Genomic DNA, 25105 nt, shown 5'->3' on the forward strand with positions numbered 1-25105 from the left:
CCTCAATCGTCGCCGGTGACGCGCAGGATCTCTTCCAGCGTGGTCACCCCGCTGTCGACCCAGCGCTGGCCGTCCTGCCGCAGGGTCCGCATGCCGGCCCGCCGGGCCGCCTCGCGCAGCGCAGACTCGCCCTGCCCTTCATGGATCAGTGCGCGCACGCGGTCGTCGACCACGAACAGTTCATGGATGCCGGTTCGCCCCCGATAGCCGCTGTTGGCGCAGGCCGCGCAGCCCACCGCGCGCCATACGGTGCGACCCTCGCCGTCCACCTCGGCACGACGGCACTGCGTGCACAGCCGCCGCACCAACCGCTGCGCCAGCACGCCGCGCAGCGACGAGGCCAGCAGGAAGGGCTCCACGCCCATGTCAGCCAGGCGGGTCACCGCCGAGATCGCATCGTTGGTGTGCAGCGAGGCCAGCACGCCATGCCCGGTCAGCGACGACTGCACCGCAATCTGCGCGGTCTCCAGGTCGCGGATCTCACCGATCATGATGGTGTCCGGATCCTGGCGCAGGATCGCACGCAGCGCGGTGCCAAAGCTCATGCCGATGCGCGCGTTGACCTGGATCTGGCCGATGCCGGCGAAGTCGTACTCCACCGGGTCTTCCACAGTGAGGATGTTGCTGGTGCTGCTGTCGAGCTGGCCCAGTGCGGCGTACAGCGACGTGGTCTTGCCGCTGCCGGTCGGCCCGGTGACCAGCACGATGCCGTGCGGCTGACGGATCAACCCGGTGAACGTGGCCAGCGTGTCATCGGCCATGCCGAGGCGCTGCAGCTGCAGGCGACCGGCATCCTTTTCCAGCAGGCGCAGCACAGCACGCTCGCCATGACCGGTCGGCACCGTGGAGACACGGATATCCAGCGGCCGCCCGCCCACGCGGATGGCGATGCGCCCGTCCTGCGGCAGGCGCTTCTCGGCAATGTCCAGGTGCGCCATGATCTTGATGCGTGATACCAGCGCCGCATGCAGTGCGCGCCGTGGCTGCACCATGTCGCGCAGCGTGCCGTCCACGCGGTAGCGCACAACCGAATGGGTCTCGAACGGTTCGATATGCAGATCGCTGGCGCCATCGCGTGCGGCCTGTGCCAGCAGCGCGTTGATCATGCGGATCACCGGCGCATCGTCCTGAGCATCCAGCAGATCGGTGACCTCCGGCATGTCCTGCATCAGCCGGTCCAGATCGACTTCGCTTTCGGCGGCACCCACCACGGCAGCGGCATCGCCGCCGTCACGGTACTGCTCACCCAACCGCTGTTGCCACGTCGCAGCGTCCAGCGCCTGGAACGGCAGCGGGCCATGCCGGCGGCGCAGCTCGGCCACAGCCCACGCTGCGGTGTCGGCGGTGCCCAGCAACACGGGCTCGCCGCCAACTTCGGACAGCATCACGCCATGGCTGCGCACCCAGGCGTACGGCAGCGGCGCGGAAGCGCTCACGGCCCGATCACCAGTTCCGGCGTGTAGCCCAGCCCGCGCAGCTGCTGCAGCGCAGGGTCCAGCGTCGCCGGATCGCGCGGCAATCGCACGCGCAGGCGTTGCCCGCTCTCGCCGGGCGTCGCTTCGGCATAGGCCTGCAGGCCCAGTGCACGCACCTGCGCCACGCCCTGGCTGGCACGCGCCGGGTCCAGCCCCTGCGCGAACTGCACCAGCTGCGCATCGCCGTCACCGGACGGGTACAGCGCCGCCAGGCTGCTGTTCTGCAGCGGCTGGCCCTGGTCATCGCGTGCATTGCCCTGGCCGAGGACAGACAGGTCCTGCGGTGGCAGCTGCGGTGCCGACAGCGCCGGCAAGGCCCAGCTCTGTGCCGGCTGCGCGCCCGCCTGCGCGTTGCGCATGTAGTCGTAGCGGTCGCGGGTCAGGCGCTGGCCGGCGGCCGGGTCACGCACCACGTGCGGGCGCAGGAACACCATCAGGTTGGTCTTGGCGCGCTTGCGCGTGTCGCTGCGGAACAAGGCGCCCAGGACCGGGATCTTTCCCAGCCCCGGCACCGCATCACGGCCATGGCTGACGCTGTCTTCCAGCAGGCCACCCAGCACCATGATCTGGCCATCGTCCAGCAGCACGCTGGTATCCAGGGCGCGCTTGTTGGTGATGATGCCGGCCGTGCTGTTCGCGCTCTGCGCGTCGATGCTGCTGACTTCCTGGTAGATGTCCAGCTTCACCGTGCCGCCCTCGGAGATCTGCGGGCGCACCCGCAGCTTCAGGCCGACGTCCTCGCGCACGATGGTCTGGAACGGGTTGTTGCTGCCGCCGCCGCCGTCGGTCACGTAGCGGCCACTGACGAACGGCACGGTCTGGCCGACCATGATGCTGGCCGCTTCGTTGTCCAGCGTCATCAGGTTCGGCGTGGACAGGATGTTGGCACCGCCCTTGCTCTGCAGCGCGTTGGCCAACGCCTTCATGTTGAGGATCTGGCCGACGCCGGGCAGGTTGATGGTGCCGTCGATCACACCGATCTTCAGGCCATCCTTGGGCAGCACGTCCAGGGTGGTGCGTGCGTTGGTGTTCAACCCGCTGCCACCGGTGGTGCCGCCGAAGTGGGTGCCGCCGAAGGTGCGGCCATTGCCCAGCATCCACTGCACGCCCAGTTCGGCCGCGTCGGTCTGGTTGACCTCCACGATCAGGCTTTCCACCAGCACCTGTGCACGGCGCTGGTCGAGCTGGTCGATCACCCGGCGCAGGTTGCGGTACACCGGCTCGGGGGCGGAGATCAGCAGCGTGTTGGTGGCCACGTCCGCCTGTACCGAGATGCCGTTCTGGCTGAAGCCGGTGCTTCCTGCATCGATCGGGTCACGGCGGCTCGGATCCAGGCGCTGCGATTCCAGCGCATTGCCTCCGGGCTTGGCCTGCTGCGGCTGCGACGGCTGCGCGGGGGTGGAGTGGCTGGCGTCGCCGGGCAGTGGTGTGATGCCTTCGTTGCTGCCCATCGCCGGTGCATCGCTCTGCCCGGCCACCACGCCACGCAGCACACCCGCGAGCTGGTTGGCCTGGGCATTGCGCAGGTAGACCACATGCAGGTTGCCGGATTCATCCTGGGCACGGTCCAGCTTCTCCACCAGCTGCCTAGCCAGGCGGGTGCGCCCGGGACTGCTCGACCGCAGCAGCACGCTGTTGCTGCGCGGGTCGGCCATCACCACTACCTTCTGGGTGGGCTCGGCGCCCTGCGCATCCAGCAGCGGCGCGACCATCGCCGCGACGTCAACGGCAATGCCCTGCTGCAGCTTCACCACATCGGTGTCCATGCCGGCCGGTGTATCCACGCTGGCGATCACCCGCGCGATGCGCTCCAGGTTGTCGGCATAGTCGGTGATCACCAGCGTGTTGTTGCCCGGATTGGCAGTGATCGGATTGTCCGGGCTGATCATCGGCCGCAGCACCGCCACCAGCGCGGCCGCGTTCTCGTAGCGCAGCGCGAACGTGCGCGTGGCGATCTCACCCCCCGCACCGCCACTGCCAACGCGGCCACCGAGCAGCTTGGCATCGGCCTGCGGCACCACCCGGCTGACGCCGCCGTTCTCGACCACGGCGAAGCCGCGCATGCGCAGTGCGCCCAGCAGCAACTGGTAGGCCTGGGTACGGCTGACCGGGCCATCGGAAACCACTGTCATCTTGCCGGTCACCCGTGGATCGACCAGGAACTGGCGCCCGGTGAAGCGCGCTGCCATGCGCAGTACGCCACCGATATCGGTGTCGACCAGGTTCAACTGCACCGGCTCATCACGGGTGTCCTGCGCCAGTACCAGCGCCGGTGCGTGGGCCATGCACACGATCAGGGCCAGTGCGGTACTGCAGGCAAGGCTGCGCATCGCCCTCATGGATGGGCACCCGCGGTGGCCACCATCACGATGTTTCCGGAAATCCGTGCCGCCGGCATGTTCGCATCCCCTGTGCGTGTCAGTTGCAGCTGACGCAGCTCGATGGCCGGGTCGGCCAGTAGCGGCAGCAGCCAGTTCCATAGCGCATCCGCGGGCACCGCCTGCACCTGCAGGTGCCAGCGCCCGCCGCGCGCTTCGATATGCAGGCCGGCGGCAAGGCCGGCGGTCTTGATGCCATCGCGCAGCCCGGCCAGTGTCGGGTGCTGGCCCTGCGCCAGCTGCTGGCGCTCACGGGCGCGCAGCAGCGGTGCCAGTGCGCGGGACTGCGCCTGCAGCCGCGGCAGCTCGGCCTGCCAATACGTGCGCTGCTTCAGCAGTGGCTCCAGCCACAATGACCACAGGCCCGCCACCAGCAGCGCCACCACCATCACCCACAGCATCAGCCGGTCGCGCGGTGGCAGGCGTTGCCAGCGCTGCTGCAGGCCCACCAGCCCCTCGCCCAGCCGTAGGGTGCGGGTCGTCACTGCCCAGCTCCGCTCACTCGCAGGTGTCCACCGGCTTCGCGCGCCAGCTGCAGGCCCTGTGCCTGAACTGCTTGCTGCCAGTGCTCAAGCCGCTGCGGATCGTCGGCCAATGCCTGGGCATCGGCATCCAGCTCCATGTCCAGCTGCCCGGGTTGGTAATGCAGGCTGCGCACTTGCCCGGCCAGCTCCGGAACAGCCTGCAGCGTGCTGGCAACCTGACGCTGCAGCGCCGGCAACGGCGGCGCCGGCAGCGGCACCGCAAGTGCTCGCCTTGCCTGCAACACCGGGTCCACCACATCGGTGATCTCCGGGAAGCGCGCGCTGAACTGGCGCGCCATGTCCTGTTGCAGGGCCTCGCCCTCGATCCGCCAACGCGAGACCTGCAGCTGCAGGCCGAGTGCAGCCAGCAGCACTGCTGCCAGTGCCAGGCCGATCGCCAGTCGTGGTGCTTGCCGGCCTGCGCCGAGCAGCGGCAATGACCAGCCTGGCAAGGGGCCAGAGGTCTGCCGTTCATGCGTGACTGCGGTGGCCGGCAGGCTGTCCGGCCACGTCGGCGGCACACTATCGATCCACTGCACGGCCTGCACGCCGGCCTGTTGCAGGCGCACGGCCAGCGCCTGCATCACCGCACAGGCGTCACGTCCGCCATGCCATTGAACGAAACCCCGATCGCGCCCGCTGCGTACCAGCAGGTGCTCGCCGCTGACCTGCAGCGTGGCATGGCCGTCCTGCCAGGGCAGCAGCAGTGGCGTCGGATACAGCGCCTGCAGCTGCAGCGCACACGAGGCCAGCAGCTGCTGCACCTGCGCGATGGCCTGCTGGCCAAGCCAGGCCACCGGAACCGTGCCGTCTGCTGCCTGCGCACCGTGGGCCAGCGCCACCTCCTGCAGGTCATCCAGCAGCATCGCCTCCACCTCACCCTGCAGCGCCGACTGCAGGCGGCGCCCGGACAATGGCGGCAGCTGCAGCTCCAGCAGGATCAGGTCGTTCGGATCGAGGCAGGCATGCACCGCAGCCTGCGGATGCCGCAGGCCAAGCGCCGCCAGCGTGTCGCGACCGTGAGCAAGTACATCGCCCTTGTGCAGTTGCGCCCAGTCCACCGCGCTGTCCGCGTGCAGGCGCTCCAGCGCCGGCAGGCGCACCCGAAGCTGCACGTTCATGCGCCGATCCTCGTCCACACCCGTTGCACACGCACCCCATCGTCGCGGTATTCGCGCCACAACAGCGCGCGAAAATCGACCGCACTGCCGTCAGCCTGCACCTGGCCGACGGCCAGGAACCATTCGCTATGGATACCCAGGGGAAGCACGGCCATCTGTTCGTTGCTCAGTTGGAGTCGGTTGGCGATGTCGCCGCGATTGAGCAGCCAATGGCCAGCATCGCGCTCACCGAGCAGCGCCTGCAGCCGTGCCGGCTCGACCACGGGCGTCACCGCCTGCAGAACGCGCAGGTCGCTGGTGTTGGCGTTGACCAGGGTCTGCGCCGGCAACACCACGGTGCGCCGCGCCAGCGCCTGCAACGCCACCGGATCGGCACCAGGTAGCGCTTGTTCGATCAGTGATTCGCGCGGCAGCGGCGCCTGCGCCTGCATGTCGCCATCGCGCAGGCGCGCCTGGATGTGGTCGGCGGCGGATGCGCAGGCGCCCTGGCCCAGCCCCTGCCCGGCACACAACGCGATGAACGCGCGCCGCGCCTCGGGGTCCGGCCTGCCATGCGCAAGAAGGTTGCGCAGGTTGAACATCGACTGCGCATCGACCAGCTGCAGCTGCACCGGCAACGGCGCCTGCAGCTCCAATGGGCGCGCCCAGCGCCCGCTGCGCACCGTGGTCAGCTGTTCCTTTACATCCTCACGCAGCTGTTGCGCCGCACGCTCCAGCGTTGCGTCCACCGCCATGCGTACCTGTGCGCGCAGCTGGTCGCCACGCAGCGCACGCAGCTGGGCCGACTGCCGGGTCAGCAGTGCCGTGGCAATCACCGCCACCAGCGCCACCACCATCAGGGCGACGATCACCGCCATGCCACGTTGGCGGACACTCGAAACAGAACGCATCCGGGCTGACATCGGCCTGCCTCACAGCTGCCAGGAGCCGATGTCCGCGTTCCCGGCGTCGCCACCGGGCTTGCTGTCCGCGCCCAGCGAGAACACATCGATGTCGCCATGGGTTCCGGGAATCTGGTACTGGTACGGATGGCCCCATGGATCATTGGGCAGGCGATCCAGATAGGGCGTGACCGGCATCGCGCCACCACCCTGCGGTGGCTTCACCAGCGCCTGCAGCCCCTGCTCGGCACTGGGATAGCGCCCGTTGTCCAGCTTGAACAGTTTCAACGCCTGCATCAATGCAGCGATGTCCTGGCGCGCGGCCACTACGCGCGCCTGGTCGGGGCGGTCCATCAACCGCGGCACGATCAATGCGGCGAGGATGCCGATGATCACCACCACCACCATGATCTCGATCAGGCTGAAACCCTGCTGCCGAGCCCTGCGACCACGAACCTGCCTTGCCATTGTTCCGCCCTCGTCATCCTGGAAGAGACCGCTGCGCCATGGTCAGCGGTGCATGTGTCAGTACGATAAACATCCGCTGGAAATCCGCTGCGCGTGTCCCAGTGCAGGCGCAATACGTGCAGCCGGGGCACATGCGGACTCGAACAGGTGCTGCGGCACGCTGGCCAGCGCATCGTCGATGCAGCCGCGCAGCAACGGGTGCGCGCAGGCCTGCAGCAGGCGCACGCACTGCATCGGCGACCATGCCGTTCCATGATCGAGGCCGATGAACATCCGATAGGCCTGGTGATAGCGCAGGTCGTCGTACACGCGCTGGGCACTGTTCAGATCGCGCACGACCACCAGCAGAGCCGCGCGCTGCAGCAGCCGCGCATCGCCTGCATCAAGCGGTAGCGGGCTCATCGCCGCCTCGGGCCAGGGCCGCAGCCGCAGGTCGAGGGCTTTTCGCAGCGCCGCCAGTGGGTGCGCACTACCATCCAGTGCCGCCCAGCGCGCCGCATCCGCCCAGGCGTCGCTGGACAGCACCCAGACCCACGAGCGCCCATAGCGCTGCACGTTCAATGGTGCATGCCGTGCCTGCTCCAGTGACTGGCTCAGGTGACGATCCAGCTCCAGCATGCTGATCCTGCGACTGTCTGCCATCGGCGCCGCCCGTGCTCCACGACGCGCGGTGCGTCGTACTCTGGAGAAGACGTCAGCAAGGCAGGTGAAGCGACAGCGCGCATGCAGCTCTGTGCACTGCGTGGCGCTTCATCGACAACGTCATCGCAGCGTCATCTGCCTGCAGGCTTCGCGTTCCAGCCGCGGCGCTTCGCCTCCACAACGGCGCGCCAGTATCGCCACGTCGCTGCGCGCGGCGAATGTTGCCAGCGCATTGGACATGTCCACGTCATCGAACCATGACGCCATCGCAACGCGCAGCGCCGGCAGCTGCCAACCGTCCATCACACCATGGGTGCCTGCTACGAACCAATGCCAGAGGCGATGGTGAAGCACCTGGTCGTGCAGCTGTGCGAGATCCTCAATGCCATGCATGTCCATCAACAGCAGTGCGCGTGCAACCGCCGCGGGCGGCAACGCACCGGCTTCAGGCAGCGGAAGCGACTGCTGCTGCAGGCGCAGCAGCATCGCCAGCGGGTGCGACTGCGGATCAAAGTCCAGCAGCACCGCCTGTTGCTGCCACTGTGCATCGGACACCACGCACACCCAAGGTGAGCCATAGCGATGCACCATCAATGGCCGTCGCTGCGTGGTTTCCAGCAGCGCCGACAGATTGCGACGCAGATCCAGCACACCGATGGTCTCGTTGCGCATCCTTGGCCTCTCCTCGCTTGCAACAGCCCTGCGCGGCGCGCAGGGCCAGCGTCTTCATCTATCCAAGGACGGCAATGCCACCCGGAAAGCGACGCAGATCCAGCGACATCGTCAGTCGCAGCTGCTCCAGTGCCGCGTCTGGATCATCAATACGGAAGCGACCGCTGACCGGCGCGCGCGCCAACGCCGATTCTCCCAGCAGCACCTTGCCGCGGCGATAACGGTTGATCTCGTCCACCACCTCACGCAGCGGTGCGCGGCGGAACACCAGCATGCCTTCGGTCCAGGCGCTCACCTCAGAAGCCACGGCTTGGGCCACCACGCCACTGAGGCGCTCGTCGTACTGGGTCTGCTGACCCGCCTGTAGCTGCAGCCGGCCCTGCGGATGCTCGATGCGGGCGCTGCCCTGCAGGCAGGTCACCCGTACCTGACCTTGGGTGTTGCGCACATCCAGGCGCACCGCGCCTTCATCGGCAATCACGCAACCCGGGCCCGCGAACAGCGCCAGGCGCAGGCCAGCCCCGGTTTCGATCGCGGCCTGGCCCTGCATCAGCTCGAAGCCTTCGCCCCGCGCGTCCGCGCGGCGGCGCAGGCTGCTCTGCGTATCCAGTTCGATCTTCAGCTGCGGCAAGGGTGCGATCTGCAGCCGTTCACCGGTGCCGGTGTGGAAATCGGCCGTCATCGCCGTCACCGAGGGCCACAATCCCAGCGGAGGGCGGATCGCCGCCACCACCACCAGGCTGGCCGGGGCGGCAATCGCCGCGCCCAGGAAGGCGCGCCGGCTCCAGCGCTGGGCCGGCGTCGGCGCCACCGGTTGGCGGGCGGCGGCGGGCAGCTGCTCGCCGGCCAGCCGTACCTGCTCCCATTGCCGGCGCGCACGGCCGAACGCCTCACGATGACGCGGATCCGACTCGCACCACGCACGGAACCTGCGCCCGTCGGCGGCGGTTGCCTCGCCCGAGGTCAGCCGCACCACCCACGCGTGCGCCTGACGCTCGACGGCATCCAGCGGGCGTTGCGGGCGATCGTCAGGATCCATGGGGGCTCATGCCGGACCCGCACGCTGCGGGGTTCTGCTCGGCGTCAAAGTGTAGACGGATGCCGCCGTTCAGAACCGCACCTGGCGCCCCTGCCCGCTGCGCTCGGCCAGGTAGTCCTGGGCCGCCTTCAGCTCACGCTGCACCAGCCGCAGCGACACACCGAGGCGATCGGCCACGTCGCGCTGCTGCAGGCCATCGACGCGGATCGCCAGCAGGATGCGGCGACGGCGCTCGGGCATGCGCTGCAGCAGGCCGACCATGTCTTCCAGCGCGAAGTCCAGTTCGGCCGCCTGCGCCGGGCCGGGTGCAGGGTCGGCCATGTCCATCAGCGTATCCACCTCCTCCAGGCTCAGCAGGCGGTGGTCTGCACGCTGGCGGTCGATCACGGTATTCATTGCCATGCGCAGCAGGTAGGCCGCGGGGTTCTGCACGGCATCCAGGCGGTCACGCCGCGCGCTCAGGCGCATCCACGTGTCCTGCAGCGCGTCGCCGGCCAGCTCCTCCGAGCCCAGCTTGCGCACCAGCCGGCGCTTCAGCTCATCGTAGGCACCCAGAAGGTGGTCCATCAGGTCAATTGCCCCAGCCGTACCGTTGCTCATGTTCGAATCCTTGAAGTCATGGAAGGGGCGCGCGCCGGCCACAGTCGTGGTCGGTGCCGGAAGGACGGATCTGCAGCGTCACCGGCTGCGGCAGCGCAGCGGCATCGGGCGCCAGCACCAAGCCCTGCAGTGCCTGCAGCAGGCGCGCATCGCGGCGGGCGCTGCCACTGCCTGACAGCAGCTCGGGCTCGCTCACCTGGCCCGCGCCGTCGATGCGGAAGCGCAGCGTCGCGGCATAGCGGCCGGGCGCGATCTCCGGGTCGTCACAGAACGCCGCACGCAACCGCTGCTGCAGGCCGCCGTAGCGACGCCGACGCTCGGCCTCGGGAAGTTCGGCGCCAACACCCGATTCAGCGGCCGAGGGCGCGCCCCGGCGCAGCACCACGCGCTGCTCGCCGATCACCTCGGCCTCGATACCGGAGTCCTGCAACAGCACCTGCAAGGCAGGCAGCGGCGCCAGGCTGCCGCGCAGCGCATGGCTGCTGCGGCCGGCGGCCAGGTCACCCGGGTACATCACTGACCACCCACTGATGACGCTGAAGCGCTCGACCGCCTGTTCCAGCGGCTGCGCAGGGATGTCGTAGGCATGAACAGCGTCCTGCGCGGCAGCGGCAAAGGACAGCAGCAGCCATGCGGCGATGGCCACCTTCCAGATTCTGACCGCATGGTGTCCATTCAGCCCCCTGACGTAGAACACATGACCCTCGGCAGCGACAGCAGCTGCAATGGACGCGCGCCACCACCGGAACCCCGGCCCGCGCGCGACCCGCAAGCGGGCTCAAACCGTACCGGCGCCACATGTCATTGCGATGACCGCCGCCCACGGCCTGGCATCGAGCCAGGCTCCGTAAAGCCAGTCACGCATCAGGAATCAATGAATCGAACAGACCTGTTCATTTGCTCACAGGGTCAGAGCCCGTTGCGCAGCAACGGGATCCGACCCGGTACCGACCCAAACGTGTCGACCAAGGTCGACACCCACCAGGAGCAGCTCATGCCGTTCCGGCAGATCGTGGAAATCTGTCGAAGGCGGGGTGGGTCCGGTTGCGGGGGCGTGAGCCGCATGGGCCCGAGGCATGCCTCGGGCGGGTTGGGCAGGACGCCCAACCCCGGTCTTGCCGTGTGCGCAGGACAGCGCACACGAGCAAGCCGCGACCGAGCTTACATGGACGTACTTGCAGCGTCCCCCGCAACCGGACCCACCCCGCCATCCCTCAGCAGGCCCGCTGTTGCTGTTGCTGTTGCTGTTGCTTCTGAGGTTGCCGGCCAGCGGCCGGCACTACCCGCGGGTGCCGGGTGCAACCCGGCCGCAAACCCCATCCCTCAAAGCGGCAGCTGGGTCGTCTGCTTGATCCGCTGCATCGGAATCTCGGTCTTGGTGTTCTGCACCCCGGCAATCCGGTTCAGGTGCTGCATCTGGAACTGCCGGTAGGCATCCAGGTCGGCCACCGCCACCCGCAGCAGGAAATCGCAGTCACCGGCCATCAGATGGCATTCAAGCACTTCCGGGAAAGACTTGATGCTGTTGATGAAATGATTGGTGGTGTCCTCGTCCTGCCCGCGCAGCCACACCCGCACGAACACCGTGAAGCCACGGCCCACCTTGGCCTCGTTCAACAAGGCCACATAGCGGTCGATGTAGCCGCCCTCCTCCAGCAGACGCACCCGGCGCAGGCAGGCCGACGGCGACAGCCCGACCAGGCGTGCCAGCTCCAGGTTCTGCAGGCGGCCGTCGCGCTGCAGGGCGTCGAGGATGCGCCGATCGAGGTTGTCCAGCTGGTACTGCATGGAATTTCACCTCTTCCACTTTTGACCGCATGAAATATCAATCATCCAGAATCAAGTGGTATCAACGCAACCCGATTTCGCGATTGGACCGCTAGCATGGGCCACCCCCACCTTGTTGTGCCGTTCGATGGACGCCCGTACCACCCTCCCCCTGCCCGATACCTGCGATACCGCGCCGCGTGCCGAGTTCCTGCGCGGCCTGCGCGCTGCCGTGCCGGTGATGATCGGCTTCATTCCGTTCGCCCTGGTGCTCGGTGCGCAGGCGGCCCAGAAGGGCCTGAGCGCACTGGAAGTACCGCTGATGACCGGCCTCAACTTCGCTGGCGGCTCGGAGTTCGCCGCCGTCGAACTGTGGACTTCGCCACCGCACATTGCACTGATCGTGGCCATCACCGCGCTGGTCAACAGCCGTCACCTGCTGATGGGCGCCAGCCTGGCCCCGCTGCTGCAGCACCTGCCGCGCCGCCGGGTGCTGCCGGCCCTGTTCTTCATGTGCGACGAAAGCTGGGCGATGGGCGTGGCCGATGCGCGCAGACGCGCGCTTGGCTTCAGCCTGGCCTACTACCTGGGCGTATCGGCAGGCCTGTACACGGTCTGGGTGGCCTGCACCACGCTCGGCGCGATCGTTGGCCCGATGCTGGGCGACATCCACGCCTATGGTTTCGACATGGCCTTCCCCGCCGTGTTCCTGGTGCTGCTGCGCGGCATGTGGCAGGGCATGAAGGCCGCGCGACCGTGGCTGGTCAGCCTGGCTGTAGCCGCTGCTACCTACCTGCTGGTGCCAGGTGCGTGGTACGTGGCCAGCGGCGCACTGGCCGGCCTGGCCGCAGCCTGGCTGCTGGCGGAGGACGCAGCATGATCTTCAATGGCCTGATCCACTGGACCTCGGTACTGACCATCGTGCTGATGGCCGCCGCCACCTACCTGACCCGCATCGTCGGCTTCCTCGCGCTGCGCAACCGCACACTGAGCAAACGCGCAGTGACGGTGATGGAAGCCGCGCCGGGCTGCGTGCTGATCTCGGTGATCGCCCCGGACTTCGTCGCCGACAAGCCGGCCGACCTGGCCGCGCTGGCGATCACCCTGCTGGCCGCCACGCGGCTGTCGATGCTGCCGACCGTGCTGATCGGCGTGGTCTCGGCGGGTGTGTTGCGCTATCTGATGGGGTAGCTACCGGTACGCCGGGCAATGCCCGGCGTACCGTAGTGGCGCAGCAGTGCAATCACGCGCTGCTGCTTGCCGCCAGCAGGCACAGGCTGCGCGGCGGCAGCGTCCAGGCGCCTTCCTCATCCGGCTCCAACGGCGTTTCGTCGGTCTGCAGGAGCACGCGCCGGAACGACAGGGCGTCGTCTGACACACAGAACCGCTGCGGCTGCTCCCCGGCGTTCAACAGCAGGGCCAGGCTGACATGCCGCCCGGGCTCGCGCAGGCCACTGTCCGGACTGCGACCGTCCAGCACGATCAGCAGCGCACGCAGCCCTGCGTCATGCCAGTCCGCTTCCTCCATGCCGCGACCATCGGGATGCCGCCAGTCGATATCGCGCAGGCCCAGCGCCTCATCGTACTCGCCGCGCAGGAACCGGTTCCGGCGCAGCAGGCCGTAGCGCCGGCGCAGCGACAGCGCCCGCCGCACGAACGCCACCTGCGCCTGTGCAGCCGGCAATGCTGCGCGCTCCCAGTCGATCCAGCTCAGTGGATTGTCCTGGCAGTAGGCGTTGTTGTTGCCCTGCTGCGAATGGCCGAACTCATCGCCCGCCAGCAGCATCGGCGTCCCCTGCGCCAGCAGCAGCGTGGCCAGCAGGTTGCGCATCTGCCGCGCACGCAACGAAAGGATCGCCGCATCATCGGTGTCTCCCTCCACGCCGTGGTTGCTGGAGAGGTTGTGCGAGTGGCCGTCACGGTTGTCCTCGCCGTTGGCCTCGTTGTGGCGATCGTTGTAGCTGACCAGATCGTGCAGGGTGAATCCATCATGCGCCGTCACCAGATTGATGCTGGCCGACGGTCGCCTGCCGTGGTGTTCGAACAGGTCGGCCGAGCCGGTGAAGCGCGTGGCAAACTCCGCCAGCTGCCCGCCATCGCCACGCCACAGCGCGCGCACCGTGTCGCGGAAGCGGTCGTTCCACTCGGCCCAGCCCGGCGGAAACTGGCCCAGCTGGTAGCCGCCCGGGCCGATGTCCCATGGCTCGGCAATCAGCTTCACCTGGCTCAGGATCGGGTCCTGGCGTACCGCATCGAGGAAGCTGCCCGAGGCGTCAAAGCCATGCCGTTCGCGGCCGAGGATGGTTGCCAGGTCGAAGCGGAACCCATCCACCCGCATCTCGGTCACCCAATACCGCAGGGAGTCCATGACCATGCGCAGCGCACCGGCATTGGTCAGGTCGAACGTATTGCCGGTACCCGTATCGTTGATGTAATAGCGGCGATCATCGGCCAAACGGTAGTAGCTGGCGTTGTCGATGCCCTTGAACGACAGCGTAGGGCCCAGCTCGTTGCCTTCGGCCGTGTGGTTGTAGACCACGTCCAGGATGACCTCGATGCCCGCGTTGTGCAGGCGCGCGACCATCTGCTTGAACTCGGCCACGGTGCCCAGCGACAGATAGCGTGCCTGCGGCGCGAAGAAGCCGATGGTGTTGTATCCCCAGTAGTTGCGTAGCCCGCGCTCGAGCAGCTGCTGGTCATCCACGTAGGCATGCACCGGCAGCAGCTCGATGGCGGTCACCCCCAGATGGCTGAGGTGGTCGACCACCGCATCGTGCCGCAACGCGGAGAAGGTACCGCGCTCGGCCTGCGGGACGTCGGGATGCTGCATGGTCAGTCCGCGCACGTGGGCTTCGTAGATCACGGTCCGGTCCCAGGGCGTGGCAGGTGCACGCTCGACGCCCCAGCTGAAGGCCGGATCGATCACGGCACAGCGTGGCATGTAACCGGCGCTGTCGCGGCGGTCGAAACTGAGATCGCCATCGCGGTGACCCAGGGTGTAGCCGAACAGGTGTGGGGCCCACTTCAGTTCGCCGACGATCTGCTTGGCGTAGGGGTCCAGCAGCAGCTTGTTGGGATTGAAGCGATGGCCCTCTTCCGGGGCATACGGGCCGTGCACCCGGTAGCCGTAACGTTGCCCGGGCCGCACGTCCGGCAGGTAGCCGTGCCAGATCTCGTTGGTGTACTCGGGCAGCGCGATACGCTCGACTTCACGGTTGCGCGCGTCGAACAGGCAGAGTTCCACCCGGGTGGCGTGCCGAGAGTACAGCGCGAAGTTCACACCCAAGCCGTCCCAGGTCGCCCCCAGCGGGAACGGCCGGCCTTCGCGCACCCGCGAGGTCTGCGTCCACTTACGGCTGGCCATGGGTTCCCTCCTCGTCGCGGGCAGCGGCAATCTCGGCTTCCACCAGGCGCTCGGCCATGTGCCAATGCCGCTGCTGCTGGTCGTCCGGCCGTCCTTCCGCTTCCCATATCTGGTGGGCCAATGCCTCAATCCGCTGCCGTCGTTCCCTGCTGTCCATTCCTGTCCGTCTCCTCGTTGATCCATACCGCCAACGGGCTGCCAGCCAGAAGCCGTGCCGCGTCCTCGGTTGCCTTGAAATGTTCGATGCGCCCGTCCAGCAGGTTGCGCATGGGGCCTGTCGGCAGCCCGTGCAGCATCACGCCAGTGCCGACGTCGTGTGCTGCGTGCAGGCCGGGCCCGGGCACGGCGGTGGGCGAACCACGCCGCACGATCATCAGCAGCACCTGCGCCTGATGCCTGCGCGCGAATGCCAGCCAGGGCGAACGGGCCGGTGAGGACAGCGCCTGCAGTTGGCCGTGCAGGAACAGCTGCGGGTGCCTGCGGCGGCACTCCAGCAAGCGCCTGAGCAGAAATGCCTTGATGCCACCGTCCCGCCAGTCCTCCAGCAGGGCGGGCCAACCGCGCGTATCGCGCAGCCACGCCTGCCGCACTGGATAGTCCACGGCACGCCGGTTGTCCGGGTCCACCAGGCTCAGGTCCCAGCCTTCTCCGCCCTGGTAGAGGTCGGGCACGCCGGGCAGGCAGTGCTGCAGGCACAGCTGTGCCAGGCCGTTGCAGGCGCCGGCCGGCGCAATGCGCGCCACGAACGTCGCCAGCGCCTCCCGCACCGGCTGCAATGGCGCTCCATCCAGCAGTGCGTGCAGCCACTGCGCGGCGGCCTCCTCCACCGCCACGTTGGGATCGGACCAGCTGCTGACCCGTTTGCCCTCGCGCAACGCCTTGGTCAGCCATTGCACCATCCTCGATGCGAAGTCGGCGCCCGGGTTACCGTGCATCGGCCACGCGGCCACGAGCGCCTGCCACAGCGCATAGGCCTCGGCACCCGGCAACGGCATCGACGCGCCCGCGCGGGTCGACATCCGGCTCCAGCGCCGCACGGCCTCCCGCCACTCGACCGTGCAGGTGCTGAGAACCGCCAGCCGCACCCGGCTGTCGGCCCCGCGCTTGTGATCGTGGGTCGCCAGCGCAAGCAATGCCCGCGGATGGCGCTGCAGGCGTCCCATTGCGTGTTCCAGCAGCTCGCGTCCCTCCATGCCCAGCCGCTGCGGATCACTTCCGACTTCGTTGCGCGACAGCAGCCTGAAGTAACGATAGAAGCCTGTGTCCTCCACCGACTTGGCATTCAACGGCGCGGCCAATTGCCCGAATCTCACCCGCAGCGCGCGCTCGGCCTCCGCCTCGCCGGGAAGTGCCCGCAGCAGCAGATCCAGTGCCGCGTGTGCCGTACCGTCCAGTGCCTCGCGTGCTGCCACGGCAGCGTCCACCAAGGCCTTCCGTTCACCCGCATCCTGCAGCGAATAGGGGCGGTAGGTACGGTAGTGCCGCAGCAGCGCGGCCAATGCACGGGCCAGCGCAGCGGCTCCGATATCGGCTTCGGCCAGCCGGGGCTGCAGGACCCGCTGCGCGCTGCGCAGCAGTCGCTGGAAGTCGGCGTGAAGCGACGTGCGCAGCAGCATGCCGCGGGCATCCTGCTGCAAGTCGTCAAAGCTGCGCGCGTCGCCACTCGCTGCTTGCCAGGTGCGGGAGAGCGCGGGTGCAGCAGCCGGATCATGCAGCCAGGCGCCAACCTGGTCCATGAAGTCATAGCCCGTCGTGCCGGCGCAGGCCCAGCCATCGGGCAGCTGTTCGTCCTCCGCCAGTATCTTCTCCACATGCACGCTCACTGCCTGTGGGTCGCGACCGCCTGCCGCGCAGGCCGCGTCGAGCGCCGCACGCAGGTGTTGCAGGTACGGCCCGGGTGACGACAGGCCATCCACATGGTCAATGCGCAGGCCGTCAACCCACCCCGCACGCACCAGCCGCAACGGCAGCGCATGCACCGCCGCGAACACATCGTCGCGCTCCACCCGCAGTGCAGCCAGTTCGTTGATGTCGAAGAAGCGCCGGTAGTTCACCTGATCGCCCGCCGTGCGCCACCAAGCCAGCCGGTAGTGCTGCCGCTGCAGCAGCGTGTGCAACCGTTCGACGCTGCGGTTGCAGCGTGCCGCCCATGCCGGCCACTGCGCGGGTGCCAGCGGATGGCTGCGCGGAGACAACGGCAATGCCAGCCCGTGATGACGCAGCGTCGGCCGCTCATCGTCCACTGCTACGCGCAACACGCCATCGCGCACGGCGTCGTGCAGTGGCCGGTCCAGCACAGGCAGCCAGAGCCGGCCCTCGCAGCCCGGTGCCTCCCAGTCAATGTCGAACCATCCGGCATGGGGACTTCTGCACCCGTGCAGCAGCACATCGTTCCACCAGGGCGTCTGCGGGGATGCCGCAAGATGGTTGGGTACGATGTCCAGGATCAGGCCCATGCCATGCGCACGCGCCGCTGTCGCCAGCCGCTGGAAGGCTTCTTCGCCGCCCAGTTCCGGATTGATGCGGGCCGGGTCGATGCCATCGTAGCCATGCATGGACCCTGGCATCGCAGCGCTGATCGGCGACAGGTAAAGGTGGCTGACGCCCAGCGCGGCGTAGTACGGCAGCTGCGCCGCAGCGGCCTCGAAGTTGAAGCCTGCATGCAGCTGCAGGCGTGCGGTGGCACGCAACCGGGTCATCGTCCCGCCTTGCGTCGCGTGGCGCTGAATCGGGCAATGCGCGCGTCGGCCGCGTCCGGATCCCACGCAAGCGGCAAGCGTCGGCGCCAGTTCGGGTGACCGTTGACGGTACCCGGCAGGTTCACCTGCGCGCGGCTGCCCAGCGCATCTTCCAGCGGGAGCAGCGCCAGCCGTGAAGGTGCGTGCGCCACCAGTGACAGCGCACGCGCTTCCAGCGTCGCGCCCTCGCCCCGGGCGACTGCGGACAGCGCCTGTACCTCGCTGGCACGCGCGTGCAGCGCCGCGGCAAGCTCGGTCAGCTCACCCAGGCGTGCACGCCAGCGCAGGTCGCGCCCACGCAGCCAGCCGGCCAGCGGCGGCAGATCATGGGTGGAGGGCATGGCCACCGCATCGCGGCGCCACCGTGGCGCCGGCAGGAAGCGCTCACCGTTGCGGGCGAACGGCAGCACCTCCAGCCCCAGCACGCCACGGGCTGCCAGTCGCTGGCGGATACCCGGAGGAACCACCCCAAGGTCCTCACCGATCAGCACGCAGCGATGGCGCCACGATTCCAGCACCAGCAGGTTGATCAGATCATCGAACGGATAGCGCAGGTACACCCCCTGCCCGGCGCCTGCGCCACGAGGCAGCACCCACAGCCGCTGCAGGCCCAGGATGTGGTCGATGCGCAATCCACCGCGACCCGCCATCACGGCGCGCAACACGCGGATGAACGGTTCAAACCCCTCACGCTGCAACGCAGAGGGTGACCAGCTGGTGATACCCCAGGCCTGGCCCAGCGGATTGAACGCATCCGGCGGCGCGCCCAGCTCGAGGCCCTGCAGCAGGCGGTCGCCGCCGGTCCGGGCCTCGACGCCCTGCGGTGCGCAACCCACTGCCAGATCCGCGATCAGTCCGATCGACGCGCCGTCGCTGCGCAGTCCCGCCTGCACCTGCGCCCAGCCTTGCCGCGCCAACCACTGCGCAAACGCATGGTCGTCGGCGCTTCCAGTGAAGCGGTCGGCGGCGTGCTCGCAATACTGCAGCAGGGGTTCGCCCTGCGCATCGCACCACGTCTGCAACTGTTCGTACTGTGCCGGCGCCTGCTGCCGCAGCCATTGGCGCCCTTGGCGCAGCCAGCGCCACTTCACTGCCGCCGAGTGCGGCCAGTCGATGCGGCGTGTTGCGGTAGCCGCTTCAACGGCCATCGCCAGTGCTTCGTCCTCGCGCAACACGCTGCTGGCGGCCTCCGGCAAAACCTGCGGCAGCGACACCTGCAGCGGGTCAAGCCAGCGCCGGTCGCTGGGTGAGTAAGGACTGTAGCCCGGACCCGGTGGCAGGCCGGCGTGCAGCGGACTCAACGCCAGTGCATCGCCGCCGTGACGGTGCAGCAGCTCGCGCCACCGCGCACAGCCGGCGCTGTCACCGATGCCGGCATCATCGGGCGCGCGCAGGCTGTAGACCTGCGCCGACAGACCCCAACCGCGCAGCAGGCCCTGCGGCCACCAGGCACGCTGCGGTGCCACCGCAACCGCCTGTTGCTGCCCGCCCTGGCGCCACTGCCAATAGCCTGGCTGATCCGGAACCCGCCAGCGCCCTTGCGCATCCGCACGTGCAGGCAACGCTGTGCCCTGCTCGTCCACCCAGCACGCCGCGCCCGTTGCCTCAGGCATGGCCAGGAGCTGACCACAGCAGGCGGTGAGCAACGGGTGGGCCACCGGCACACCGTCGCACGCGAACTCCGACAGCACGGCGCGCAGCACGTCGGGCGCAACCTCGCGCTCTGCTCCGGCCACGTCGGTCCAGCGGACCAGCAGGCCCGCACGGCGAGCCGCCTCCCGCACCGCCACATCCGTATTCATGCGGCGATCCAGCGCGCAAGCGCACCGCCGCCTGCCGGCAGCATCGCGGCCGCATCCGGCCCCACGACGCACTCGCCGGCCGGCATCGCGTGGGCCACCGGCGACGGACCCACGTTGATCGCGATCCACCACTGGCCCGATGGCAACTGCCAGCCCGCCTGCACCGCGCCCTGGCCCAGCACGCGCGCGCCCAGCGACCGCGCCTGCAGCAGGCCCGGCTGCAGATAGCGCCTGCGCAGGCCGAGGAACTCACCCGTGCAGCGCAGCCAGTGCTGCGACCAGGGATCATCGCCGGGTGGCAGTGTGTACGAGGCCTGCAGGGTCGCCGCATCGTTCGGGTCCGGAATGCGCGCGCGCGAGGCGACATCGGCAAAGGCGCTGAAACCCGCGAATTCGCGGCGACGTCCCTCGCGCACGGCGTCGTCCAGCGGTGGCGCGTAGTCGGTGAAGAACAGGAAGGGCGATTGCGCCTGCCACGGTTCGCCCATGAACAGCAGCGGGATCATCGGCGTCAGCAGGGTCAGGGCCAGCGCCGCGCGCAGCGGGGCAGGATCGGTCAGCATCGACAGGCGCTCGCCGAAAGCGCGGTTGCCCACCTGGTCGTGGTTCTGCGCGAATACCACAAAACGCGCGGGCGACAGGTCGGCGCTGGGTTCGCCGCGGGGATCGCCGCGCAGGTCCGGTTCGCCCTGCCAGGCGAATCCCTCGGCCAGGCAGCGCGCCAGGAGTGCTTCGGCGCGCCCGGCATAGGCCGCGTAATAGCCTTCCTGCTCGCCGGTCAGCATTACATGCAGCGCGTTGTGGAAGTCGTCGTTCCACTGCCCCTGGTAAGCGCCGCGCAGCCACCGCGCCTGGTTGCGCTCGTTCTCCAGCACCAGGTGCGCGTGCGGGGCCACCGCACGTACCTCATCGGCCAGCTGCTGCAGGAAACGGTCATCGTCAATGGCGTGCACCGCGTCCAGGCGCAGGCCATCGAAGCCGTAGTCGCGCAACCACATCAGCGCGTTGTCGATGAAGAAGCGCCGCACCCAGGGCTGGCGGAAGTCGATGGCCTCGCCCCACGGCGTGCTGCGATCGTCACGGAAGAACCCGCGCGCGTAGTCGCGCAGGTGGTTGCCCTGCGGTCCGAAGTGGTTGTAGACCACATCCAGCAGCACCGACAGCCCTGCATCGTGCGCCGCCTCGATGAAGGTCCTCAGCGCTGCCGGCCCGCCGTAGGCATGGGCCGGCGCATACGGGAACACGCCGTCGTAGCCCCAGTTGCGGCCACCGGGAAACTGCGCGACCGGCATCAGTTCAATGGCGGTGATGCCCAGGGCCGCCAGCATCGGCAGCTGCGCGGTCAACGCCGCGAACCCGCCGCCGGCCTCGATGTGCACTTCATAGATCACCAGGTCCTGCCAGGCATGCCCGTGCCAGGCAGGCCGCGCTGCCTCCGTATCCAGCACCACCGCGCTGTCGCCGTCGATGCCGTCCGGCTGCCAGCGCGAGGCCGGGTCGGGCACGTCCTGGCCGGACGGCAGGCGGAACCGGTAGCGGTCACCATGCGACGCCTGTGTCCGCAGCCAGTGGCAGCCGTCCGGGTCGCGGTGCATCGGCCGCAGCACGCCCTGCAGGCACAGCGCCACGGTGCTTGCGTCCGGTGCCCACACGCGGAACTCGACACCTTCACCGGCCACCGGCCATGCGCCCAGGCGCGGCGCCACTGCGGTCATGCATCAACCTGCAGGTACAGCGTGGACAGCGGCGGCAGTGTGAGCCGCAGCGACTGCGCGTGACCATGCATCGGCCTCGGCTCGGTATGCACTGCGCCGAGGTTTCCCGCGTTGCCGCCACCGTAGTAACCGCTGTCGGTGTTGAGCCGTTCGCTCCAACACCCCGGTTGCGGCACACCGACCCGGTAGCCGTCGCGACGTACCGGAGTGAAGTTGCTCACTACCAGAAGGGTGCGGCCGCTACCGGCCGGATCCCGGCGGATGAAGGCGTAGACGCTGTTGCGGCTGTCGTCGGCCACGCTCCAGTCGAAACCGCGTTCGTCGCGTTCGTCGCGGTGCAACGCGGGTTCGGAGCGCAGCACGGCATTGAGGTCGCCCACCAGGCGCGACAGGCCCTGGCCCTCGTTGCTGGCCGCCCGTGCCCAGTCCAGTGCCGCATCGTGCGACCACTCCTGTCCCTGGCCGAACTCGCCGCCCATGAACAGCAGTTTGCTGCCCGGGTGCGCCCACATGAAACCGTAGTACGCGCGGAGCTGGGCCAGCCGCTGCGCCGGCTCGCCCGCCATCTTGGCCAGCAGCGCTCCCTTGCCGTGCACCACCTCGTCATGCGAAAGCGGAAGCACGAACCGTTCGGAGAAGGCGTAGACCAGGCCGAAGCTGATCTCACTATGGTGATGCTGGCGATGAACCGGATCGCGCCCGAGGTACTGCAGGGTGTCATGCATCCAGCCCATGTTCCATTTGTGGGTGAAACCAAGCCCGCCCTGCTCCACCGGCGCGGTCACCCCTGGCCATGCGGTGGATTCCTCGGCGATCACCAGCACGTCCGGGAAGCGCTCCCTCAGCGTCTGGTTCATCCGCCGTAGAAAAGCGACCGCCTGCAGGTTCTCGCGTCCGCCCTGCTCGTTGGGTATCCACTCCCCCTCGGCACGGCTGTAGTCCCGGTACAGCATCGACGCCACGGCGTCCACGCGTAGGCCGTCGATATGGAAGCGCTCCACCCACTCCAGCGCACTGCCGATCAGGTAGGCAGCCACTTCGTTGCGGCCATAGTTGTAGATCAGCGTGTCCCAGTCGGCGTGCACCCCTTCACGCGGGTCGGCATGCTCGTACAGCGCGGTGCTATCGAACCCGGCCAGCCCATGCGCATCGTTCGGGAAGTGCGCGCTCACCCAGTCCACGATCACCCCGATGCCGGCCTGATGGCAGCGGTCCACGAAGCGCGCGAAGGCCTGTGGCGTGCCATGGCGCGCCGTCGGCGCGTAGATCCCCAGTGGCTGATAGCCCCAGGAACCGCCAAAGGGATGCTCGCTGACTGGCAGCAGCTCGATGTGGGTGAAGCCAAGCGCTGCCACGTACGGAATCAACCGGTCGGCCAGGGCATCCCAGTCCAGCGGCGAACCATCGTCGCTGCGCTGCCAGGAGCCCGCATGCACTTCGTAGATGGACAGCGGCGTGCAGGTTCCGGCCTGCCGCCGCGCCGCCAACCATGCGTCATCGTGCCACTGCATCGGCGCTGCCGAAGGCACCCGCGAGGCGGTGGCCGGTGGCAGCTCGGCCCAGCGCGCCATCGGATCGAACTTGTCGGGCATCACCCGGCCGTCGGCGCCGACGATGCGGAATTTGTAGCGGGCACCGGCCTGCACGCCAGGCAGGAACAGCTCCCACACGCCAGCGGTATGGCGCAGCCGCATCGGATGGCGCCGGCCATCCCACCCGTTGAAATCGCCGACCACGGCAACCCTTCGTGCGTTGGGGGCCCACACCGCGAAGCGCACGCCGTCGATACCCTGTACCTGCATCGCTACTGCGCCCAACTGGCGCGCTGCGTCAGCGTCACCGGCATGGAAATGCTGCAGCAGCGCCTCATCCAGCAGCGGACCGAAGGAATAGGCATCGTGCACCTGCTCCACACCCTGCTCGAAATGCAGGGCGAGCAGCGGCACGGGCGCTTCACCTGCTGCACCTTCGAACAGGCCGGGCAAGGGGCCCGGTTGCAGATCCCAGCGCCGCTCCGGGCCCGCAATCACCTCCACGCGACGCGCGTGGGGCACCAGAACGCGCAGCTGGCGCTGGCCATCGGGCTGTTGGTGCGGCCCGAGCCAGGCAAACGCATCGGCCGGCCGTGCATGAACCAGGTCGTCCAGGACCGGAGCCACCACGCCCTCCTCCCGTCCGGCAGTTGCCATGGAGTCGTCCTCGAGGGCGACCGGCTGCAGGCTGTCGTGGCTCATGCGGCCACCTGGCAGGTCTGCTGGTACAGGGCCAGATACGCGCGTCCGGCCGCGTCCCAGCCACCCGGCCGCAGCATGGCGGCGCGGCGCATGGCCTGCAGCAGGCCGGGCAGGCGGAAGGTGCGCATCGCCCGTTCCACGCAGCGGCGCAGGCCATCGGCATTGGCGCCGTGGAACAGGAATCCGGTCACGCCATCCTCGACGGTATCGACCAGCCCGCCGGTCGCGTGTGCGATGGGCAGGCAGCCGAAGCGCTGCGCGTACATCTGGCTCAACCCACAGGGTTCGAAACGCGAAGGCATCAGCAGGAAGTCGGCGCCGGCAAACATCTGGCGGGCCAGCGCCTCTTCGAAGCCGATGAATGCGCCCACCCGTCCGGGGTAGCGCCGGGCCAGCGCCTGCACCTGCGCTTCCACCTGCGGCTCGCCGCCACCGATGATGACCAGCTGGCCGCCGGCCGCCACGATCTGCGGCGCCACGTCGCATGTGATGTCCAGGCCTTTCTGGTGCACCAGGCGGGAGACCACCGCGAACAGCGGGCCGGCCGAGGGCGCCAGGCCGAATGCACTGCGCACCGCGTGCGCATTGGTGGCGCGCCCGGTCCATTCGCCGATGCCGAAATGGGCCTTGAGGTGGATGTCGCGGCGTGGATCCCAACTGGCGTCGATGCCGTTGACGATGCCACTCAGGTGTCCGCCGGCCGCCCGGCGCGCCAACAGGTCATGCAGCCCGCAGCCGTCATCCGGGGCGGTGATCTGCTGCGCGTAGCGCAGGCTGACCGTGTTCAGCCGCGTGGCATTGGTGATGCCACCCTGCAGGAACGACATCTGCCCGTGGAAGTGCAGTTCATCCAGGTGTTCGACCGGCACGCCCAGCACAGGTGCAAGCGCATACGGAAACAGCCCCTGGTAAGCCAGGTTGTGGATGGTCAGCAGGGTCGGCACGGTGGTCCGGTCCCAACGCACGTAGGCTGCCGCCATGGCCACAGGCCAATCATTCAGGTGCAGCAGCTGCGGCGACCAGTCCAGCCCGGCACGCCCGGCCGCAATCTCCGCCGCCGCGTGTGAGAGCGTGGCGAAGCGAACCGCGTTGTCCTTCCACTCCTGGCCCTGCCCATCGACGTATGGCGAACCTTCGCGCTCGTACAGCTCTGGCGAGAGCAGCACGTAGATCGGAAGGCCGTCTGCCTGCACTGCCATGCCGATCCCGCACGCAGGCAGGCCCGCCCTCGCGCTGACCTGTCCCACCCGCTGCAGCTGTGGCAGGCGCTGCAGTACCTCCGGGTAGCCGGGCAGCAGCACGCGCGAATCACAGGCGCCGCGTACCGCACGCGGCAGGGCTGCGGCCACGTCGCCCAGGCCCCCGGCCTTGATGAAGTCGGCCATCTCGGTCGCGACGAACAACACACGCTGTACCAGCTCCGGCAGCTGCAGTGGCTGCGAGTGGCCACGCCGGGTGCCGATCGGCACGAGCGAACCGGGAGAGGTCACAACAGATGAAGCGGACTGGACAGCGCGGGCCATGGGAGGGTCTCTCGGGTATTTCAGGCAGACGGACGCCAGCGGCGCCCGGACGGGCGCTGATGGTGGGAAGGAAGTCGACGCAGGACGTGGGGGACGTCAGCGAGAGGCTCAGGACGACAATAGCCCTGCATGCGATCAATCAACCGTGAAGCCATGGCGATT

21 protein-coding genes are annotated in these 25105 nt (G+C 68.6%); 2 read left to right on the top strand and 19 right to left on the bottom strand.

The window, feature by feature from the left end; translation table 11 throughout:
- Positions 1 to 2: 2 nt before the first annotated feature.
- From gspE to AC5P5S_RS11075, 12 genes are all read right to left on the bottom strand, one after another.
- On the bottom strand, positions 3 to 1436 hold the full coding sequence (gene gspE, locus AC5P5S_RS11020; protein WP_081113752.1) for a type II secretion system ATPase GspE: 1434 nt from the start codon (positions 1434 to 1436) through the stop codon (positions 3 to 5).
- Positions 1433 to 3814 (bottom strand): type II secretion system secretin GspD, encoded by a 2382-nt coding sequence (gspD, locus tag AC5P5S_RS11025; RefSeq protein ID WP_062606523.1) that lies wholly within the window; start codon positions 3812 to 3814, stop codon positions 1433 to 1435. Before gspD ends, gspE begins: the two co-directional genes overlap by 4 nt.
- Positions 3811 to 4338, bottom strand: a complete 528-nt coding sequence (locus AC5P5S_RS11030; protein WP_062606526.1) for a type II secretion system protein M — start codon at positions 4336 to 4338, stop codon at positions 3811 to 3813. The genes gspD and AC5P5S_RS11030 overlap by 4 nt, the downstream gene beginning before the upstream one ends.
- On the bottom strand, positions 4335 to 5498 hold the full coding sequence (gspL, locus tag AC5P5S_RS11035; protein ID WP_062606527.1) for a type II secretion system protein GspL: 1164 nt from the start codon (positions 5496 to 5498) through the stop codon (positions 4335 to 4337). The genes AC5P5S_RS11030 and gspL overlap by 4 nt, the downstream gene beginning before the upstream one ends.
- Complete coding sequence (gene gspK / locus AC5P5S_RS11040) at positions 5495 to 6400, bottom strand: type II secretion system minor pseudopilin GspK (RefSeq protein ID WP_062606530.1); 906 nt, start codon at positions 6398 to 6400, stop codon at positions 5495 to 5497. Before gspK ends, gspL begins: the two co-directional genes overlap by 4 nt.
- A 9-nt stretch (positions 6401 to 6409) precedes the next feature.
- Positions 6410 to 6847 carry a type II secretion system major pseudopilin GspG gene (gene gspG / locus AC5P5S_RS11045; protein WP_005409890.1) on the bottom strand — a complete coding sequence of 146 codons (438 nt, stop codon included), beginning with the start codon at positions 6845 to 6847 and terminating at the stop codon, positions 6410 to 6412.
- A gap of 57 nt (positions 6848 to 6904) precedes the next feature.
- A complete protein-coding gene (locus AC5P5S_RS11050) occupies positions 6905 to 7489 on the bottom strand; it encodes a hypothetical protein (RefSeq protein ID WP_062606532.1) in 585 nt (194 codons plus the stop codon).
- Positions 7490 to 7609: 120 nt separating this feature from the next.
- On the bottom strand, positions 7610 to 8161 hold the full coding sequence (locus AC5P5S_RS11055) for a hypothetical protein (protein WP_005413650.1): 552 nt from the start codon (positions 8159 to 8161) through the stop codon (positions 7610 to 7612).
- Positions 8162 to 8219: 58 nt separating this feature from the next.
- Positions 8220 to 9200: a FecR family protein gene (locus AC5P5S_RS11060; protein WP_062606534.1), complete on the bottom strand. Its 981-nt coding sequence runs from the start codon at positions 9198 to 9200 to the stop codon at positions 8220 to 8222.
- Between the two features lie 69 nt (positions 9201 to 9269).
- Positions 9270 to 9800, bottom strand: coding sequence for an RNA polymerase sigma factor (locus AC5P5S_RS11065; RefSeq protein WP_062606577.1), 531 nt, complete (start codon positions 9798 to 9800; stop codon positions 9270 to 9272).
- A 16-nt stretch (positions 9801 to 9816) separates the two neighbouring features.
- Complete coding sequence (locus AC5P5S_RS11070; RefSeq protein WP_062606536.1) at positions 9817 to 10497, bottom strand: TonB C-terminal domain-containing protein; 681 nt, start codon at positions 10495 to 10497, stop codon at positions 9817 to 9819.
- A 626-nt stretch (positions 10498 to 11123) separates the two neighbouring features.
- A complete protein-coding gene (locus AC5P5S_RS11075) occupies positions 11124 to 11588 on the bottom strand; it encodes an Lrp/AsnC family transcriptional regulator (RefSeq protein ID WP_005413654.1) in 465 nt (154 codons plus the stop codon).
- Between the two features lie 127 nt (positions 11589 to 11715).
- Here AC5P5S_RS11075 and AC5P5S_RS11080 point away from each other — a divergent pair, with 127 nt between their 5' ends.
- Positions 11716 to 12447 carry an AzlC family ABC transporter permease gene (locus tag AC5P5S_RS11080; RefSeq protein ID WP_005409897.1) on the top strand — a complete coding sequence of 244 codons (732 nt, stop codon included), beginning with the start codon at positions 11716 to 11718 and terminating at the stop codon, positions 12445 to 12447.
- Positions 12444 to 12758 carry an AzlD family protein gene (locus AC5P5S_RS11085; protein ID WP_005409898.1) on the top strand — a complete coding sequence of 105 codons (315 nt, stop codon included), beginning with the start codon at positions 12444 to 12446 and terminating at the stop codon, positions 12756 to 12758. Before AC5P5S_RS11080 ends, AC5P5S_RS11085 begins: the two co-directional genes overlap by 4 nt.
- A gap of 52 nt (positions 12759 to 12810) precedes the next feature.
- Here the strand turns inward: AC5P5S_RS11085 and glgX are convergent, their stop codons facing one another.
- The 7 genes from glgX to glgA are packed head-to-tail and all read right to left on the bottom strand — an operon-like array spanning position 12811 to position 24943.
- On the bottom strand, positions 12811 to 14931 hold the full coding sequence (gene glgX / locus AC5P5S_RS11090) for a glycogen debranching protein GlgX (protein ID WP_049407224.1): 2121 nt from the start codon (positions 14929 to 14931) through the stop codon (positions 12811 to 12813).
- Positions 14918 to 15088 carry a DUF2934 domain-containing protein gene (locus AC5P5S_RS11095; protein WP_081113754.1) on the bottom strand — a complete coding sequence of 57 codons (171 nt, stop codon included), beginning with the start codon at positions 15086 to 15088 and terminating at the stop codon, positions 14918 to 14920. The genes glgX and AC5P5S_RS11095 overlap by 14 nt, the downstream gene beginning before the upstream one ends.
- Positions 15057 to 17630 (bottom strand): malto-oligosyltrehalose synthase, encoded by a 2574-nt coding sequence (gene treY, locus AC5P5S_RS11100; protein ID WP_062606538.1) that lies wholly within the window; start codon positions 17628 to 17630, stop codon positions 15057 to 15059. Before treY ends, AC5P5S_RS11095 begins: the two co-directional genes overlap by 32 nt.
- On the bottom strand, positions 17627 to 19471 hold the full coding sequence (locus AC5P5S_RS11105) for a 4-alpha-glucanotransferase (RefSeq protein WP_062606540.1): 1845 nt from the start codon (positions 19469 to 19471) through the stop codon (positions 17627 to 17629). Before AC5P5S_RS11105 ends, treY begins: the two co-directional genes overlap by 4 nt.
- Complete coding sequence (gene treZ / locus AC5P5S_RS11110) at positions 19468 to 21186, bottom strand: malto-oligosyltrehalose trehalohydrolase (RefSeq protein WP_062606541.1); 1719 nt, start codon at positions 21184 to 21186, stop codon at positions 19468 to 19470. Before treZ ends, AC5P5S_RS11105 begins: the two co-directional genes overlap by 4 nt.
- Positions 21183 to 23420: a 1,4-alpha-glucan branching enzyme gene (locus tag AC5P5S_RS11115; RefSeq protein ID WP_062606543.1), complete on the bottom strand. Its 2238-nt coding sequence runs from the start codon at positions 23418 to 23420 to the stop codon at positions 21183 to 21185. The genes treZ and AC5P5S_RS11115 overlap by 4 nt, the downstream gene beginning before the upstream one ends.
- Positions 23417 to 24943: a glycogen synthase GlgA gene (gene glgA / locus AC5P5S_RS11120; RefSeq protein WP_080354138.1), complete on the bottom strand. Its 1527-nt coding sequence runs from the start codon at positions 24941 to 24943 to the stop codon at positions 23417 to 23419. Before glgA ends, AC5P5S_RS11115 begins: the two co-directional genes overlap by 4 nt.
- Positions 24944 to 25105: the final 162 nt, after the last annotated feature.

It is taken from the genome of Stenotrophomonas sp. YJH_SMC_54 (assembly GCF_059368435.1).